The sequence below is a fragment of the Phyllobacterium sp. P30BS-XVII genome, from assembly GCF_014138335.1.
GTDB lineage: Bacteria > Pseudomonadota > Alphaproteobacteria > Rhizobiales > Rhizobiaceae > Phyllobacterium > Phyllobacterium meliloti.
In genome coordinates this window covers 126,434-143,929 of sequence record NZ_JACGXO010000005.1, presented here as the reverse complement: position 1 = coordinate 143,929, position 17,496 = coordinate 126,434, and the positions used below count along the sequence as shown (strand labels likewise).

General features: G+C 56.4%; 13 protein-coding genes. 7 read left to right on the top strand and 6 right to left on the bottom strand.

Annotated features, from left to right (window positions below):
- Complete coding sequence (locus FHW17_RS15340) at nt 1-678, bottom strand: GntR family transcriptional regulator (protein WP_112528628.1); 678 nt, start codon at nt 676-678, stop codon at nt 1-3.
- Between the two features lie 313 nt (nt 679-991).
- On the opposite strand from FHW17_RS15340, the gene FHW17_RS15335 reads away from it, so the two are divergent.
- From FHW17_RS15335 to FHW17_RS15325, 3 genes are all read left to right on the top strand, one after another.
- Nucleotides 992-2,005, top strand: a complete 1,014-nt coding sequence (locus FHW17_RS15335; RefSeq protein ID WP_182510263.1) for a TRAP transporter substrate-binding protein — start codon at nt 992-994, stop codon at nt 2,003-2,005.
- 8 nt (nt 2,006-2,013) lie between these two features.
- Complete coding sequence (locus FHW17_RS15330; protein WP_182510262.1) at nt 2,014-3,891, top strand: TRAP transporter large permease subunit; 1,878 nt, start codon at nt 2,014-2,016, stop codon at nt 3,889-3,891.
- A 183-nt stretch (nt 3,892-4,074) separates the two neighbouring features.
- Entirely contained in the window at nt 4,075-5,019 is a 945-nt protein-coding gene (locus FHW17_RS15325; RefSeq protein WP_182510261.1) for a hypothetical protein, read from the top strand.
- Nucleotides 5,020-5,053: 34 nt separating this feature from the next.
- On the opposite strand, the gene FHW17_RS15320 is transcribed toward FHW17_RS15325, so the two are convergent.
- The gene (locus tag FHW17_RS15320; RefSeq protein WP_210275910.1) at nt 5,054-5,959 is read right to left on the bottom strand and encodes a GntR family transcriptional regulator; all 906 of its coding nucleotides are present in this window, start codon (nt 5,957-5,959) and stop codon (nt 5,054-5,056) included.
- Nucleotides 5,960-6,257: 298 nt separating this feature from the next.
- Between FHW17_RS15320 and FHW17_RS15315 the strand changes: the two genes are divergently transcribed.
- From FHW17_RS15315 to FHW17_RS15300, 4 genes are all read left to right on the top strand, one after another.
- On the top strand, nt 6,258-6,890 hold the full coding sequence (locus FHW17_RS15315) for a hypothetical protein (RefSeq protein WP_227986420.1): 633 nt from the start codon (nt 6,258-6,260) through the stop codon (nt 6,888-6,890).
- A 221-nt stretch (nt 6,891-7,111) separates the two neighbouring features.
- Complete coding sequence (locus tag FHW17_RS15310) at nt 7,112-7,411, top strand: hypothetical protein (protein ID WP_162700330.1); 300 nt, start codon at nt 7,112-7,114, stop codon at nt 7,409-7,411.
- A gap of 97 nt (nt 7,412-7,508) precedes the next feature.
- A complete protein-coding gene (locus tag FHW17_RS15305; protein WP_112528618.1) occupies nt 7,509-9,302 on the top strand; it encodes a chloride channel protein in 1,794 nt (597 codons plus the stop codon).
- A 147-nt stretch (nt 9,303-9,449) separates the two neighbouring features.
- Nucleotides 9,450-11,252, top strand: a complete 1,803-nt coding sequence (locus tag FHW17_RS15300; RefSeq protein WP_182510260.1) for a GGDEF domain-containing protein — start codon at nt 9,450-9,452, stop codon at nt 11,250-11,252.
- On the opposite strand, the gene FHW17_RS15295 is transcribed toward FHW17_RS15300, so the two are convergent.
- The 4 genes from FHW17_RS15295 to mprF all read right to left on the bottom strand — a co-directional run bounded on the left by FHW17_RS15295 (nt 11,249) and on the right by mprF (nt 17,445).
- Nucleotides 11,249-12,394 carry a TDT family transporter gene (locus tag FHW17_RS15295; RefSeq protein WP_182510259.1) on the bottom strand — a complete coding sequence of 382 codons (1,146 nt, stop codon included), beginning with the start codon at nt 12,392-12,394 and terminating at the stop codon, nt 11,249-11,251. The two genes, FHW17_RS15300 and FHW17_RS15295, sit on opposite strands and share 4 nt — an antisense overlap.
- Before the next feature lie 100 nt (nt 12,395-12,494).
- Nucleotides 12,495-13,379 carry a LysR family transcriptional regulator gene (locus tag FHW17_RS15290; RefSeq protein ID WP_182510258.1) on the bottom strand — a complete coding sequence of 295 codons (885 nt, stop codon included), beginning with the start codon at nt 13,377-13,379 and terminating at the stop codon, nt 12,495-12,497.
- On the bottom strand, nt 13,379-14,809 hold the full coding sequence (locus FHW17_RS15285) for a virulence factor family protein (RefSeq protein ID WP_182510257.1): 1,431 nt from the start codon (nt 14,807-14,809) through the stop codon (nt 13,379-13,381). Before FHW17_RS15285 ends, FHW17_RS15290 begins: the two co-directional genes overlap by 1 nt.
- Nucleotides 14,806-17,445, bottom strand: a complete 2,640-nt coding sequence (gene mprF, locus FHW17_RS15280; RefSeq protein WP_210275909.1) for a bifunctional lysylphosphatidylglycerol flippase/synthetase MprF — start codon at nt 17,443-17,445, stop codon at nt 14,806-14,808. The genes FHW17_RS15285 and mprF overlap by 4 nt, the downstream gene beginning before the upstream one ends.
- Nucleotides 17,446-17,496: the final 51 nt, after the last annotated feature.

Below are 17,496 nucleotides of genomic sequence, written 5' to 3'. Positions count from 1 at the left end.
CTATTCGAACAGATCCGGATGGTTCTTTTCGATCTCCGGCAGAACGCGCAGAATCTCGGTGAGATGATAATTCATGGCGGCTTCCGCCGCATCGGGATCACCGGCATCAATTGCGCCGATGATCGCCTGATGCTGCTCGATGAGAAGCTGCATGGAAGCGGTGTTAAGCAGGCTGAGCTGGCAGGCGCGGTCCATATGTGCCTTCAGATTGCCAACGACTGACCACGCCATCGGGCAACCCGCTCCCTCAGCCAGGGCAATGTGAAACTGTTCGTCAAACTTTTTAAACGCGGTAGAATCTGACCGGGCCGCCGCCCGCGCCTGCGCTTCCAGCGCCTCGTCAATCTTCTCACGGCTTGCCGGATCAAATTCTTCACAGGCCCGCCTGACAACAGCGCTTTCGATCACCTCACGCAGAAACCGCGCTTCACGCATTTTCGCAATGGAAATCTTGACGACAATCGTCCCTCGCTGCGGCAGGACTTCAACAAAATGCTGCTTGCTGAGTGCAATCAAGGCTTCACGCACCGGCTGGCGCGACACGCCGTAACGCTCGGCAATCTCCTGCTCCGATAGCCGGACACCCGGATATAGTTCAAGCGAAACAATCGCCCTGAGCAGTTCTTTTTCGAGCCGTTGTGCTGTGGAACCACCGCGGCTGAGATCAATCGTCAAAATAAGCTCCTCCCATCCGCTTGCATTGCGTCGATTACCATATCATACTACCATACTAGTATATGCCACGCCATTTGAGGTCAAGCGACGGCCTGTTTGCGAACCACGATAAGGTGACAGAACACCCCATATCTGTTTCGCACATCATCCCGCCCGAACCAAGCAAAGCCTGCGCATAAACAACAGCACGCCGATCCGGTTGAGGAGCCGCCGTCGTGTTTTCAAGCCGCCCTGATAAAGAGCGGTAAAACGGGGGACGCCGGGGGTGGCGTCTGGAACAGTAAGGATCACCTGCGTGGTCCGTGGAGGAGATACTATGAAGGATATTCGCTTGACGCGCCGTGCATTTGGCCTTGGCCTTGCTGGTGCCGGAACATTTGCCATTATCGGCCGCGCAACACGAGCGGAAGCTGCTCCCATTGCCTTGCGCATGTCATCATCCCTGCCCGCTGATCCCAATTCCGCGCATTGGCTCTGGTATGACCGCTTTCAAAGCGGCCTGAAGAACAAACTTGGCGATGCGGTGGAGATCAAATATTTCCCTGACAATCAGTTGGGCAAGGAGGCCGACATTGTCGGTCAGGTCAAGCTCGGCATTGTCGATATGATGATCTCTGGCTCCTCGATCTGGGGAACACTGGCACCCGAGATCGGTGTGCTTGATCTTGGCTATCTGTTCGACTCGATGGATGCCGCTGGTCCTGTTCTTGATGGCAATGCGGGCAAGGTGCTGAACGGTATTTTTGCCGACAAGATCGGTGTCGAGGTTGTAAGCTGGGCCTATAGTCTTGGCGGTCGCAATGTCACCGCGCGTCAGCCAGCCAACACACCTGAACTGCTCAAGGGTCAAAAAATCCGCGTTCTGCCGGTGGCCAATTTCGTTGCCACATTGAAGGCCATGGGCGCGTCACCCACCCCGATGTCGCTCGGCGAAGTCTATACTGCCTTACAGACAGGCGTTATCGACGGGCTTGAGCACGATGCTCCCACCGTTCTTGCCCTCAAATGCTATGAGGTAGCCAAGCACATCTCCCTCACCCAGCATATCTGCAATCCGCAGACCATCGTCATCGGCAAGCGCGCCCTGTCAAAAATACCGGCGGAACATCTGCCTGCCTTCCGCGAAGCAGCAGCTGAGGCATCCACCTTCCAGCGCAGCAAGGCCAATGAGATCGAGGCCAGCGCATTGGCAAAATTGCGCAGCAATGGCGTGACGACGCACGAGGTCGACCGTGCGGCTTTCAAGCAGCTCGTCATGCCGCTCTGGAGCGAATTTACCACGACCTATCCAAGCACCAAGCCGGTGCTTGAATCGATCCACAAGGCCTGAGGTCAACCATGTCCGTCGAGGCTGCACTGCCCACCTCCCACGCACCAGCTGTCCGGGGAGCGCCGTTTGTCGGCGCTCTCCTGCGCATTGTCGAGATTCTTGCCGCCATCGCCCTGGCGGCGGATCTCCTGCTGGTCATCTCAGCCGTCCTTTGGCGCTATATCTTCAACGATACTATTTTGTGGGCCGATGAAGTCGCCCGCATGCTGCTGATCGCCGTTGCCTTTCTGGGCGGTGCAGCGGCAGTCGCCAAGGGCAATCATGTCGGCATCCGTATCTTACGCGACAAGCTGGCTCCACAGCACGCGGCCCGTGTCGAAACAGCCGGGTTGTGGATTGAACTTGGAGTAACCCTCGCTGTAGCGATTTTCGCTATCCAGTACTGCGAATCCGCCTCCACGCAGGTCACATCAACCGGCTGGCCGCAAAACCTCTTCATGTATCCGCTTATCGTCGGCGGCTTCTGCATGGCGATTTTCACTGCGGCGCGGCTGCTTGTTTATCCCAAGGCCGACATCCTTGCGGGTCTGGCTGGCCTGCTTGTTCTCGCCGGCGTAGTCGCGCTGTGGAGCACGCTCCTGCCCGCACTTGCGCCTAGCCCGCTGGTCCTGATGCTCGGCGGTTTTGCCATTTGCCTGTCCAGTGGCATTCCCATCGCCTTTTCGCTCTGTGTCGGTGCCCTGCTCTACATTTTCGGCGATGGCTTTATTCCCTTTGCCGTCTTTGCCCAGCAGGCATCCAGCGGCATTGATAATTTCGTGCTGCTCGCCATCCCGTTCTTTGTTCTCACTGGCCTTGCCATGGAAGTAAACGGCATGTCGGTGCGCCTGATCGAACTGCTGCGCCGCGGCGTCGGCAAACGCAAGGGCGGGCTCAACATCGTCACCATTCTCAGCATGGTGCTGTTTTCAGGCATTTCAGGCTCGAAACTTGCGGATGTTACCGCAGTCGGCACCGTCATGATCCCGGCCATGCGCCGCTCCGGTCATGATCCGTCCGAAGGCGTGGCTCTATTGGCCGCCAGTGCCGTGATGGCCGAAACCATTCCGCCCTGTATCAACCTCATCATTCTCGGCTACGTCGCCAACCTTTCCATCGGCGGCCTGTTTGCCGCCGGTATCTACCCGGCAATCCTGATGGCGGGGGCGCTTATTCTTGGGGTCATCATCTTCTCCAAGAAGGCACCGCCCGCCCCGGTGGAAACATCAGGCCGCAGCCTCAGCAATCTTCTGTGGAGCGGTGCCGTCAGCCTTGGCGTTATTGTCATCATTTTCGGCGGCTATCGTTCCGGCTTTGCCACAGCCACCGAAATCGGCGCCTTTGCCGTTGCCTATGCACTGCTGGTCGGACGCCTTGTCTTCAAGGAATTGACATGGCGCAGTACAGTGACCTTGTTTGTTCGTTCGGCAACGCTGGCGGGCACGATCCTCTTCGTGGTGGCCGCATCACAGACTGTCGCCTTCTCACTGACCATTGATCAGGTTCCGCACATGCTGGCGGAAGCCATGATCAATCTCAGCCACGGTGCCGGTTCATGGGCATTCATCATTGCCTCAATCCTCATCCTTATCGTCATGGGTGCGGCGCTTGAAGGCGCTCCGGCGCTGATCATCTTCGGCCCGCTGCTCATTCCCGTGGCGCAGAGTTTTGGCATCCACCCCCTGCATTATGGCATTGTGCTAATCGTTGCGATGGGGCTTGGCCTGTTCGCGCCACCATTGGGGCTCGGGCTTTATACAAGCTGCGCGGTAGGCGGGGTATCTCTCGAAGCAACGGTCAGGCCAATCGCAAAATATCTGCTGATCCTGTTCGTCTGTCTGCTGCTGATTGCCTTTATCCCGGAAATCACGCTGTCATTGCCACGCTATATGGGCTTTTTGCATTAGACTGTAGCCGCAGCAAGACCATACAATGCCGGGCCTTGTGCCCGGCATTTTTATGCCCATCGCAAATGCGCACAGCCGTCATATGACAGTTGCGCTTTCGATCTCCGCTGGAAGAGTGTCGCGCGAAATGCCAATCACTGCGTTGCCAGCGGTTGGATATTTTCTAAAATCGGGCAGGAATATATGTGGAATTTCAGTATCGCGCGTTCACTTGGGCTTATGGTGCAGACAGCCCCGTTCATTATGCTTCGTATTGCCGTCTATTTCGGCATGGCTGTAGCCTATGTGCTCGTTACCGGAACCGGTGCTGGCATCGGCTGGGGCATAGGCGGCCTCGGTGATGAAAGTTTTCGCGCCGGTTCCGCCTTCATCGGCGGTCTGGCTGGTTTCTGCCTAACGGCAGGCGTCCTTTATCTGATGCGCGAATACATTCTTTATGTCGTCAAGGCGGCTCACATCGCCGTGCTTGTCGAGTTGCTGGACGGCAGGCCATTGCCCGATAACAAGGGTCAGATCGACTATGGCAAGGAGGTTGTGACCAGCCGCTTTGCCGAGACAAGTACACTCTTTGTCGTCGATCAGTTGATCAAGGGCGTGCTGACAACAATCACGGGACTGGTGCATGGCATCGCGTCTTTTCTCCCCATTCCCGGCTTGCAGCAGCTTGTCTCGTTACTCCGGGCGTTCCTGCGTATTGCAGTCGGCTTCATTGACGAAGTCCTGCTTGGCTATACGATCCGCACCCGCAGTTCCAATCCATGGCAAGCGGCACAAACGGCTCTGGTTCTCTACGGCCAGAATACCGGCACGATGCTGCGCAATGCGGCGTTTCTGACAATTATCGTCTATGCCCTGACGATTGCCGTTTTCATCCTGATGCTGGCCCCCGCTGCCGCTATGGTTTACTGGATTCCCGGTGGGTGGTCGTCGGGTGGATTGGTCGCCGCACTTATCTTTGCCTGGGCCATAAAGGCAGCGCTCATCGAGCCCTTTGCCATTGCCTGCATGATGCAGGTGTTTTTCCGGACAATTGAAGGTCAGGTGCCGAACCCGGAATGGGACGCCAAGCTTTCGCAGATTTCCAGCAAATTCAGAATGCTCAAGCAGAATGCCGGTGGTTCGACATAACAACCATCACCCGCAGAACTGATCGCAACTATCCCTACTTGAGCAGATGCAGATCGCCCGCCCGCACCCTCTCCAAATCCTCATCAATATGTTTGAATGTTTCATCTTTGGAGATTTGCAGGTGCAGCCGCATCAGCGCCGCCGCTACCTGACGTTCGCCCCGCAGCAGCGCGGCGATGATATTGCGGTGCTCTATCAGGGATTCACGAATCCGGTCCAGCCGCACAAATCCGATATATTCATTCACCCGGCGAATATTGTTCTGGCGCTCTATGGCATCAACGAGGTGAGTCGACCGGGCACCGAGCGCAATCAGCCGGTGGAATTTTGCATCGAGATCGAAAAGCCGTCGCTGATCGAGCTTGTCGATATTGCTGATTGTATTGGCATGATCGCGATCAAGCGCCTGAAACGCCTCGGTATCGATGAAATAAGGGTCTGCAAGGATCGTTGCCGGTTCCAGAATCTGGCGGAAATTATACCCGTTCTCCAGCGCCGTGGCACTGACATCGGAAAATATCCAGCCATGCCCAACTGAGGGCTCAACCAGTTGATCGCGCATCAGGCGGCGCAGTGTCGACATGAGAATGCCGTGCGGCACCTCATATTTCTGCATCAATGCGCGTTCGCTGATAACCGAACTGAGATTGCCGAGGGCCATATCACGCATGACGCGCTCATCAAGCAACTCGTCTCTTTCGCCATCCGCCTCAAGAGTATCGACAGTCGCATCTGCCAGGCGAAAGCCGCGATGCTGCTCGTAGCTGACGACGCCCTCATTTTGCAGCTGCCATAACACCTTGCGCACCGGTGTACGTGAAATTCCAAGCGCATCGGCGATTTCTGCTTCATTGACCCTGTCGCCAACGTGCAGGTCCTCACCGAACCGGCGTTGCAGCTGATCGCGAATACGGGACTGAAGCGGTGTATGTTTGGTCAAGTTCAGCGGCCTCTTGATATATTAGTCGTACTTTTCCCATCGAAGCACTTTTAGCAATAGTTAAGCTGCCGTTTTTAACACAAAAGTGCACTTTTCTATCTTGGAATGTCACATTTGTTCGCACGGGCTGCGCAATCACTCTCCCTGCACGTTCACCGGAGACCATTCATCACGCTTCGTCATTGAACGCAATCAATTCGAAACCAGCAAATATGCATATGTCGCAGCTCACTCTTAAAGAATTCTATAGCTCTTCCAAGTTAGCCGGAATAGGAAGTGACAAACGAGGGAGCCCATCATGGCAAGACCAGCAATCGCAACAATGACGACAATAGCTCTGACGGCCTTAGGCGCCCTGACATTCGCATCCAGCCCCGCATGGAGCAGCAGCAGTGTTCAGACCATCGCCTTTATCAGGCACGGCGAAAAGCCGGAAAAAGGACTGGGACAGCTGAGTTGCCAGGGCTTGAATCGCTCTCTCGCCCTTCCGCCAGTCATCGCCAAGGTGCTGGGCAAGCCCGATTTCATTTTTGCACCCAATCCATCGGACCGGAAGGAAGATGACGGCGTGGATTACGACTATATCCGTCCGCTTGCGACAATCGAGCCAACAGCCATATCCTTCGGTCTGCCTGTTGATACGAGCATCGGTGTTTCCGATCGCAAGGACCTCAACAAAGCTCTGAACAATTCCAAGCTGCGCAATGCCCGTATCCTCGTCGCCTGGGAACACAAGAAGATCGATAATATTGTCAGCGACCTTCTGGAAGCCAACAACGCCGCTTCAACAGACGTGCCGAAATGGAAGGGCGATGATTTTGACAGCATCTATGTTGTGACCATCACCAGAAATGGTGAGGCGGCAAAGGCAACGCTCGAGATCAAACATCAGGGCTTGAATGGACAACCGCAGACCTGCCCACATTCGTGACACACTAGGCCAATAAAGTTTTCATATTGATGGCATACTATTCATCCATAATGGGTTTTTTTGCCGTAATACGAATTTCAGTTGTCCTCTGAAACTATTGCAAATAGTTTATATGCGGGTGGATTGGGTAGTGGCGGCGGACGACATATGTCGTGTCAGGGGCAGATATGATTTTTTGTGATTCAGCGGGTCCGATATATTCGCCGCAAGATCTGGCAACAATGCGCAAAGCTTATGCCGAAGCTTTTCGCATGCTGGACCTTGGGCCGCGGTCAAAAGTCTATTCGCAGGAAATTTCCCTGATCATTCTGCAAATCTTCACGTCAGGCGTATCGGATGTGAAGCGGCTTGCCGAGCTTGCGGTAGACAGGGCCGTGCGCAAGAACTTTGAACTGCGCCTGACGATTGATGCAGCACGGGCACATCAGCTGCGCCGCGAGCAGATCGAAGCGGCGGTTCTGAAAGCCCCTGTCATCCCGGGCACCCGCCCGCAGATCAGATCACGATACACGCGCAACTAAAGCCATATTGCCACCTTTTTAACGCTCTGCGTTTTGACGCCGCCGCACGTTCAGTATAAACCTGCAAGGGCAGCTGTCTTTACCTTCGCAGTCCAAAATGTTCCGCAAATTCAACATTCGCCGCCTTGGTGTCCTATCCATCCTTCTGGCACCCAGCCGCCTCAGGGCATTCGCACGCGGCAATGAAATCGGGCTTGTTCTGGCTGCAGCACTCATCGGCGTGGTCGCCGGTGTCGTCGTTACCGGCATGAGCCTTATCACCCAGGAAATGCATCAGCTCATCTTCAAAATCGAGGATGGCGAGCGCCTGAGTTCCATGAGCGCGCTGGATCAGGTCGCAGTCTTCGCCGCTCCGCTTGTCGGCGGTGTTCTGCTTGGCATACTTGCCCTGATACTGGCGCGCTGGCGCAGACGGCCAATGGTCGACCCCATCGAGGCCAACGCGCTGCATGGCGGTCGCCTTTCCGTCAATGACAGTCTGATCGTTGCATCGCAGAACATCATTTCCAACGGGTTCGGCGCTTCGGTCGGTCTCGAAGCCGGCTATACACAGCTTGCATCCGGCCTTGCCTCCAAACTTGGCCTGTCCCTGCAATTGCGCCGCGCGGAACTGCGTATTCTCGTCGGGTGCGGTGCAGCGGGCGCGATAGCGGCAGCTTTCAATGCGCCGCTTGCTGGCTCGTTCTACGCATTTGAACTGATCATCGGCTCCTACACCATCGTCAGTCTGGCGCCGGTTGTCGTCTCAGCACTGGTCTCAACCATCGTTGCCCGCGCACTGGTTGGCAGTGATTTCATGATTGATGTCGGCACGTTCGGATCAGTCGTGACTGCCGATTATGTTCCGGCAATGCTTCTTGGCGTTCTCTGCGCTGGGGCAGGCATTCTTCTGATGATGGGGGTTTCCTTTGTCGAGGAGCTGGCGCGCAAAAGCTCCGTCCCCTCGTCCGTGCGGCCCATTATCGGCGGGGCTGTGGTTGGGGCCCTCGCATTGATCTCGCCGCAGGTGCTATCAGGCGGCCATGGCGCGCTGCATCTCAATCTCGATCACACGGCAACCATTGCCACACTCGTGGGCATACTCTTGCTCAAATCCACCGCCTCGGCTGTATCCATCGGATCGGGCTTCCGCGGTGGCCTGTTCTTCGCCTCGCTGTTCATGGGCGCCCTGCTCGGCAAGATATTTGCCTACTCCGCCCCTTTTATTTTCGCTCACGCGACGCTTACTCCGGTTATTTACGCGGTTGTCGGCATGAGTTCTCTTGCCGTGGCGGTCATCGGCGGCCCGCTGACCATGACCTTTCTTGCGCTGGAGATAACAGGTGATTTTCCGATTACCGCTCTGGTTCTGGCCGCCGTCATCACCGCGTCGCTGACTGTGCGCAATACGTTTGGCTATTCCTTCGCCACATGGCGCTTTCACCTGCGCGGTGAAAGTATCCGCAGTGCGCATGATGTCGGCTGGATTCGCAATCTGACTGTTGATCGCCTGATGCGCCGGGACGTGCGCACCGCATCCACCCATATGACCATCGCCGATTTCCGCCACGATTTTCCGCTCGGTTCCACCCAGCGGGTTGTTGTGCTTGATGATCAGGGGAAATATGCGGGCATCGTTCTCGTGCCAGAAGCTCATTCGTCAGTGGTTGATGAAACCGCGGGCACGCAGGAAATTGGCAGCCTTCTGAAATACCAGAGCGATTTCCTGCACCCGCAGATGAATGCCAAACAGGCGGTCGGCATCTTTGACAAGACCGAAAGTGAAGCGCTTGCCGTTGTCGATAATCTCATCGAGCGCAATGTCATGGGCCTCTTGACCGAAAGCCATACGCTGCGCCGTTACAGCGAAGAACTCGATCAACGAAGGCGAGAGGTTTCGGGTGAACTGTGAGACCGGAAACGCACTGGAACAGCAAAACGCGCGTGCCTGCAGCGTGGCCGCTGCAAACTTCATAAAACTGTCATCTGGCAGAAACGGAATATTCAAGGATAGGCACGAAGTATCCCGCGGCAATTCGCATTCTTGCCGGAGTACACCATGTCCTTCCAACCCGCCGAAAAGCTGGTTCTGCGTCGATTTGGCGACGATCAGCTCGTGACCCTCGCAAAGCTGGCCATAGAAACCGCATTCCAGCCTATCGTCGAGGCGGCAACCGGGGCGACGTTCGGCTATGAATCCCTCATGCGCGGGTTTGACCGGCTGGGTTTTGGCTCGCCGCCCGAATTGCTCGACAAAGCCTATGATGTCGGGCAACTGGCCGAACTGGAACAGATGATCAATGTCAGGGCCTTTGCCGGATTTTCCGGCCTGCCGGGTTTCACCCACCGCATGTTGTTCATCAACATCGATGCACGGTTGATCAGCCTCGGCAATAATTTCGTCGAACGCCTGACCACACACCTCATCAAGGCCAGCATTCGCCCCTCCTCCATCTGCTTTGAATTGTCCGAACGTTTCGACAATACCAAAGATCCGGCTTTCACTGCCCTGATCAACAAGCTGCGCCATGGCGGCTTCAAGCTCGCCATTGATGATTTCGGCGTCGGCTTCAACGGGTTGAAACTCCTATGTGATTATCCCACTGACTATGTGAAGATCGACCGCCATTTCATCTCCGGCCTTGATGCCAGCGCGCGCAAACGCCACATCGTCAAGCAGATCGTCCAGATGGCGCATATGCTTGGCGCACGCGTCATCGCCGAGGGTGTGGAGACCGAAGCTGAATATATCGTCTGCCGTGATCTTGGGTGTGATCTTGTGCAGGGCTATTATATTGCAAGGCCCACCACCAATGTCGGCGAGTTGCAGGACAGCTATCCGCATCTGGAACAGGCAGGGACCGGCCGCAGGCAGACCACGACGCTCGACAGCATTCTCATCCGCGCGCAGGTGCAGCGCCTTCCGGTGGTGCATGAGAATGACGATCTCGATAATGTGTTCGAGCTTTTCCGCAAAAACCCGCAGCAGAGCTTCTTTCCGGTGCTGGGCGCCAATGACGAGCCGCGCGGTGTTCTGCACGAATATCACGTCAAGGCGATGATTTATCATCCCTTTGGCCGTGATCTGCTCAAAAACCGGATTTATCAGCGCGGCATTTCCCATTTTGTGACGGGCACGCCCATTGCTGATCTGGATACACCAGCCGAACAGATGCTCAAGATTTTCGCCGGCATCGACGGCAGTGACTGTGTGATCCTCACGGAAAATCTGCGCTATGCCGGTGTGCTCTCTGCTTCTTCACTGCTGAAGATCATCAATGAAAAACAGCTGAAGACCGCACAGGATCAGAACCCGCTTACGGGCCTGCCCGGCAATCGCTCCATCCGCGATTATGTGCAGGATGTCACGCGCGACAGTTCTGCGCCCCGCTTCTTCTGCTATTGCGACTTCGACAATTTCAAACCGTTCAATGACCATTACGGTTTTCAGAAAGGTGATCTGGCCATCGGCCTTTTTGCCTCGCTGCTGCGGCACCATTTCGTCGGTGAAGACAAGTTTCTTGGCCATGTCGGCGGGGACGATTTCTTCATTGGCATTTCAGGCAGCAACCGTCCCGAAATAGAGGAACGCCTGACAACCCTCCTCAATGATTTCCAGACCAATGTGCTTGATCTTTACACACCCGAGGATCGTGCGGCGGGTGCCATCCGCGCCCATGACCGATCGGGCGGCGAACGCCATTTCCCGCTGATGCGCTGCAGTATTGCCGTTCTGGAGATTGCCGAAGGCCTTATGCATGCGGACGTCAATCGTGTCAGCGCATCCATCGCCGCCATCAAGGCTTCCGCCAAAGCCAACCCGACTGGATTGGTCTTCAGCAGCCTGACAGAAATTGGTTAGGCAGAACGCAGCTCAAGGCTGGGATCGGCGAACATCTGTCCCAGCCAGACACCCCGAACCGTGCGGGCGGCAACCACAAGCCAGATAAGAGCCAGCGCAACGACAAGAATATCTGCAAACACGGCAATGCTGGCAACCGGGAAAATATGGCCAAGGCGCAGGGTTGCCACCGCATAGACGCCAAGCGGGAATGTATAACCCCACCAGCCAAGATTGAATGGAACACCGTTGCGGAAGTACCGAATGGTGATCATGACGGCCATGGCGAGCCACCACAGACCATAGCCCCAGAGGACCACGCCAAGGATCAGGCTTGCGCCCGATACTGCACTCGCCACCGCGCCAAAACCATGCGCCGCAAGGATATCAGTTGCATTGGCGCTGAGGACAAACATGCCGAGCGCGCCCGTTCCAATGGGGCCGAGCGCCAGCCAGCTCGATGCCGCCATGTTTGCTGGAGGCAGTTTGTGCAAGGCCATGCGCAGGAACAGAACGACGAGAATGCACATCGCCAGCGGCACGGACAGCGCCCAGAGCACATAGCTGGCGAGAAGGATAGACAGCTGGCTCGATATGTCGGCAATGTGCGGCAACAGCAACCCGCCGCTAACAGCTGCCACTTCTGACGCAACGACGGGCAGAAGCCAGACGGATGTCATCTGCTCCATCGCATGGGATTGCCGCGTAAACATCATGAACGGTATCGCCAGACCAATGCCGACTGATAGCGCCACATCCAGCCACCAGAGGCTATAGGCGATATCAACGGCGCGCTCTCCGATATGGGCAATGCCGAATATGAGGAACCCATTGAGGATGGTGGCAAGCCCCATGGGTATGCAGCCAAAAAACATGGACATCACAGCGTGATCGAACACCCGTTTTGCTTCCTCGGGGTAGCGCAACCAGCGCGTGGCATAGATCAGCGTGAAGGTTGTAAAAAGCAGAATGTTGAAAAACCACAGCAGCTCGCCAGCGCCGAAAACCACAGCATATTCAGGAAACTGGCCAAGCGAAACGGATAGAATGCCCGTGCCCATCGTCGCCGCGAACCAGTTGGGCGTGAACTGCCTGACAATCCCAAGTTTGCCACGGGCAGTGGTAAGAGGAACGGAGCGTGTCGATGTGTCCAGCGTTGTCATGATTTTTCTCTGCGTCTGTGCCGGAACACTGATAGCAGGCGGATACTCATCACTTCCAACGCATAAAACTTATCAAATCATTCGATAAAATCGAACAATCTCAAATCTTCGCATCAACCAGCGAGACAAAGGCATCGGCTGCCTTGCTGTAATAACGCTCACGGTGATGCAGCAGATAGAATGGGCGCGGTGTAGTCGGATAAGCGACCTGCCGTAAAAGTTTCGCCCGCAACTTCGATGACGCGACGCTGCGCGATATCAGCGTCGCTCCCACTCCAGCCTCTACTGCACCGATAACCGCCTCGTTACCCGGCAATTCCATGGCGATTTCAAGCATGTTTACATCCATGCCCACAGACCCAAGCAACTGGTCGAATGCCGAGCGCGTGCCTGATCCTTTTTCGCGAAGCACCCAGGCCACATCCCTGAAATCCTTGGCTTCCACCGTCCGGTGCGCCGCCCAGGGCTGACCCGCCGCAACGACAATGATCATGTCATCCGTTGCCACGACCTTGGTCGACAGCAACGCGTGATCGACCCTGCCCTCGACAAATCCGAGTTCCGCCTCACCCGCTTCGACCGCCTCCGCGACCTGCTTCGTATTGCCGATCCGGATATCCAGCGTAATGCCGGGATAGCGCTTGCGGTATGTGCCAAGCCTTTCCGGCAGCCAGTAACCGGCAATGGTCTGGCTTGCCATGATCGACAATTCGCCGCGCATCAGACCGGCAAGATCGGTCAGGGCAGCTTCAGCAGCCTTGGCGCGCGCCACCACGGCGATGGCCTCTTTCAGGAAAACCCGCCCGGTCTGGTTGAGAACGATGGAACGCCCGATGCGGTCGAACAATGCCACACCGTGCCTGTTCTCAAGCGCGGTGATGGCGGCGCTCACCGCCGACTGCGTCATATTGAGCGCCGCTGCCGCATGGGTGATATGCTCCCGTTCGGCAACCGCGATGAAGATACGCAGTTGATCCAGCGTCATTACTGCGCCGGAGCGGTTGTGGGTGCAGTTGCCGGTGCAGGCGTTGCTGCCTGCCCCTGCACGCGGGAAGCAATGGCTTCCATCAGCTTGGCCGCCAGCGCGTCATATTTCTCATTGTAGTGATGATCGCCCGCCAGCAGGATTTTCTGCACGGTGCTCAATGCCGGGTCAGTACAGGCAGTATCATCCTCTTCCGTACCATAGACGCACAGAACCTTTTCCGGCGGCAGCTTGGCAACGGCTGGAGCCACTTCATTGTCGCCGCCAAGGCCTAGCCATGCACCGACAGAAACCTGAAACGGCGTTGTTTCTTCCGTACCGATCAACCCCACCATCGCAATCCGCTTTTGCAGGTGTTCAGGCAGGAATGGCCATGCGAAGGGCACCGTATTGGCGCCGAAGGAATAGCCAAGCAGAACCACGGGAAGTTTGCTGTTGGGATCAGCCTTCTTGACGATCCGGCCAATATCCTTGGCAATATCCTCAGGCTTGCGCACCGACCAGAAATACTGCAGGGCATCAACGCCCACCACATGCACACCTTCCTTGGCAATGATATCGCCGACGGACTTGTCGATATCGCGCCAGCCGCCATCACCGGAGAAGAACACCGCCAGATATTTCGCCGGGCCATTGCTGCTTGGAATATCGACGATCGGCAGGGTGTCGGCAGAAGCATCCTCCTTGGCAATTTCCACCGCTGCATCGGCAGCAATCTGCATACGCTCCTGCTTGGTTGCGGCCAGCTTTTCCTGCGCCTTGAAAAAACCGGGTGTTGCCGGGCCTGATGGCGCGGGATCGGGCTTTTCGCGCACGATCACGGCAGGATTGGGCAAATCCGCATCATAGGAATAGCTGAACCCCTGTCCGGGCACTGCTTCAAAGTCCGCACCTTCACAGGATGGCAGTTTGGTAGCAAGCGCTGGCGACGGATCGAGAGCAACAGCACCGGCCAGTGTTGCAGGCGGTGCATTGGCCACCGACGCATAGGATATCACGCCGCCCTCACCAATACCGATCATAACGGGGTGCATGTAGCTATTGAGGGAAATCATCCGCTGAGCCTCTTTGGCAATGCCTTCAAGTTCGGAAACGAAATAGGTACATTCGCCCGTATCCTGATTGAGTTGCGCGCGCCATTTTTCCAGATTGACCGTCAGGACAAGAAAGCCGCGATCAAGCAGCAGCTTGGACAGCGCCTGATCATCGGCAGCAATACCGCCCTTCTGCGACACCTGAATGGCAATACCCGTTGGCTTGATGCTTGGCTGCAGCAGCGGCACTTCGCTCAGACGTTCGGATGTCACCAGAATATTCTTGGATATTCCCCAGCCGAATCGGGGCAGATAGCCGGCAATAGCGGCAAGTATGATGCTAAGGACCACAAGCGCAGCAACAAGATACAGATAGGGCCTGCGTAGAAATTTCATCGTTTAAAGACCTCGAAGGGGCTGCCGCTTACCAGATTCGTTGCGTCGATCAGAGAACGTGGTGTGGCAAGGCCTGGGGGGCAAATCAGATAGTAAGGAGTCCATTTCGGGCCGAACTTATCCTTGAACGCGCGCAATCCGTCAAATCGATAAAATTCCGCGCCCCGCCGGTAGATGAACGAGCCGATACGGTTCCAGCGAGAGGCAAGGTGGCTGTCGGAAAGTCCCGATAGCGGCGCAGCGCCAAGATTGAACCATTCATAGCCTTCGTTCTTGGCGGCCATCAGCAGATTGGCGAAAAGACCATCCATGATCACACTGGACGCATCCGGGCGGTGGCGCATCAGATCAACGGCAATTTCTTTCTGCCCTGCTCCGCGCCAGACATTGGCGAACGCGACAATGGCGCCTTCCTTGCGCAGAACCGCAATGTCGAAATGCGAGAGATAATCCGCTTCGAAGGAACCGAGCGAAAAGCGCTTTTCCGAACCCGACTTCATTTCGAGCCACGCATCGGAGACTTCCCGCAATTCATTCATAACCGCAGCGGTCTGCTCCCGCGGCAGGATTTCAAAGGAAATGCCTTCCTTTTCCAGACGCCGCGCCGCGTAACGCAGCGGCTGACGCTTGGAACCCTCCAGCGAAAAGTCAGCAAGCTCCACGCGCGCGACTTCACCCAGCTTCAACGCGGTAAGCCCCATGTCGAGGAAAAGCGGCAGGCGTTCAGGGCCGACACCATAGAAAACAGTGCGCGCGCCTGACCGGTCAGCCATATCGCGGAACGACCAGGCGAGATCACCGATTGCATCATCGCTGCCAACTGGTTCGCCCATCGATACCAGACTGCCGCCGGAGCGGGCATACATGACGAAGCCCCGCCCCTTATTGTCCATCAGGAAGCGCTTATCGCCCAGAAGCGCCAGCGCATCGGATGCACGCGGCGATTGCGCCACCATATCAGGCACACCCTCCGGTATGGGCTGCGCGCGCAGCTTGCCCCGACCGACACCGTTGATAATCGTATTGATCGTGATCGCCGCCAGCACAGTCAGAAGCAGAACGCTGCCACGCAGGAAGCGGGATGCCTGCGCATCCCATGCAAATTCCCACCAGAGCTGATTGGCATATTCCACATGGCGGTAGGCAAAGAAGCCAAGCCACAGCACGGCGAAAGCCGTCGTGCCGATACTGGCGAGCCAGCCCCATGTCAGCCTGAAGCTTTCGCCCATGGGCTTGCGGTAGAAAGAATCGCCGAATAGTAGGAGAACGCCCGCCATCAAGGTCAATGCCAGCGCTTCTTCCCAGTCCAATCCTTTGGCCAGTGAGAACACAGCCCCAAGACTGAACAGGATGACCGCCATGACCCAGGCACGCCATAGCCGCCGGGCAAGGCCGCGCGCCACGATCAGCAGGGCCAGACCAACAAAACTGGCGCCAAGATGCGACATTTCCAGAAACGGCATCGGCACGAAGTCCGACAGCACCTCAAGCCTGCGGCTGAAATCCGGCGTGACGGATGAAATCAGCAGGACGATGCCACCAAGAAACGCAATACCGGCTGATAGCGCCGGGATCAGCGTTTCAAACACCCGCACCGCGAGGATTGTCGGCCCTGTGATCAGGTGGCGGCGGCGCAATATTTCAGAAATGACAAAGCCGATAATGGCCAAAAGAAAGGGTATCAGGGTGTAAATCACCCGGTATGTCAGCAAAGCGGCAATGGCGTCAGGGTTACGGCCAATGCCAAGACCAGCAATCATCGTGGCTTCAAATGCGCCGATACCGCCGGGCGAATGGCTGATAATACCCAAGGCGACAGCCACCACATAGATCAGCGCAAAGGCCGCAATACTGGGCACAGCCCCGTGCGGCATCAGGACATAGAGTGTTGCCGCAGCAGCAGCCACATCAACCAAACCGGCGATGATCTGCAGCATGGCACCCTGCGACGAAGGCAGGCGTACCGATACCTTGCCAATCTTCAGCGTGCGTTCGCGGCGCGACAGCCAGACCAGCAGCACGGCAACCGCCACAAGGATTGATGCCCCGATAAACTGATCGAGATCAGGACCAAACGATACAATCCATGGAATGCGCGTCGGGTCGATCACCAGCGCAACGGCAATCATGATGGTAAAGGCAAACCAGATCGCCAGCCACGACGTGCCGATGATCCGGCCAATATCGGCAACATTGATGCCTTCAGCCGCATAAACGCGGTAACGCAGCGCACCGCCCGTCAGCAGCGAAAAGCCGAGCGCATTGGAAATGGCATAGCCCGCCGCCCCCGCCATCGCGGAAATATAATAGGGCACGCGCTTGGGCGCGATCGTCTCAACAGCCACGACGTCATAGAGCGCAACGGCGGCAAAACTCACAAATGTGAAGAACAGTGCCAGCAGCAACGTGCTATTGGGGATAGCGTGGATTGAATGTTTGACGGCGCGGAAGGAAATTTCGCTCGACAGATGGGTGAGCACCAACAGGCTGAGCACAGCCACACCGACGCCGAAGAACGTGAACAGGGCAGATTTCGTCCGCTTGCCCCACGGCAATTTGAGCTGCGAGCGCGCATTGATCTGCTGCAGCGCTTTCTCATTGCTGTGAACCGGTGACGTGGCTGGGTCCGAAATCAATGTGTCGTCTTTCCAACAAAGCCAAAACCAAGATGATTTTTGGCAGGCGTC

Coding starts and splice junctions, on each gene's coding strand:
- FHW17_RS15290 (WP_182510258.1), bottom strand. CDS start 13,379: ATGACGCTGGATCAACTGCGTATCTTCATCGCGGTTGCCGAACGGGAG.
- FHW17_RS15285 (WP_182510257.1), bottom strand. CDS start 14,809: ATGAAATTTCTACGCAGGCCCTATCTGTATCTTGTTGCTGCGCTTGTG.
- FHW17_RS15315 (WP_227986420.1), top strand. CDS start 6,258: ATGGCAAGACCAGCAATCGCAACAATGACGACAATAGCTCTGACGGCC.
- FHW17_RS15300 (WP_182510260.1), top strand. CDS start 9,450: ATGTCCTTCCAACCCGCCGAAAAGCTGGTTCTGCGTCGATTTGGCGAC.
- FHW17_RS15335 (WP_182510263.1), top strand. CDS start 992: ATGAAGGATATTCGCTTGACGCGCCGTGCATTTGGCCTTGGCCTTGCT.
- FHW17_RS15295 (WP_182510259.1), bottom strand. CDS start 12,394: ATGACAACGCTGGACACATCGACACGCTCCGTTCCTCTTACCACTGCC.
- FHW17_RS15305 (WP_112528618.1), top strand. CDS start 7,509: ATGTTCCGCAAATTCAACATTCGCCGCCTTGGTGTCCTATCCATCCTT.
- FHW17_RS15325 (WP_182510261.1), top strand. CDS start 4,075: ATGTGGAATTTCAGTATCGCGCGTTCACTTGGGCTTATGGTGCAGACA.
- FHW17_RS15310 (WP_162700330.1), top strand. CDS start 7,112: ATGCGCAAAGCTTATGCCGAAGCTTTTCGCATGCTGGACCTTGGGCCG.
- FHW17_RS15330 (WP_182510262.1), top strand. CDS start 2,014: ATGTCCGTCGAGGCTGCACTGCCCACCTCCCACGCACCAGCTGTCCGG.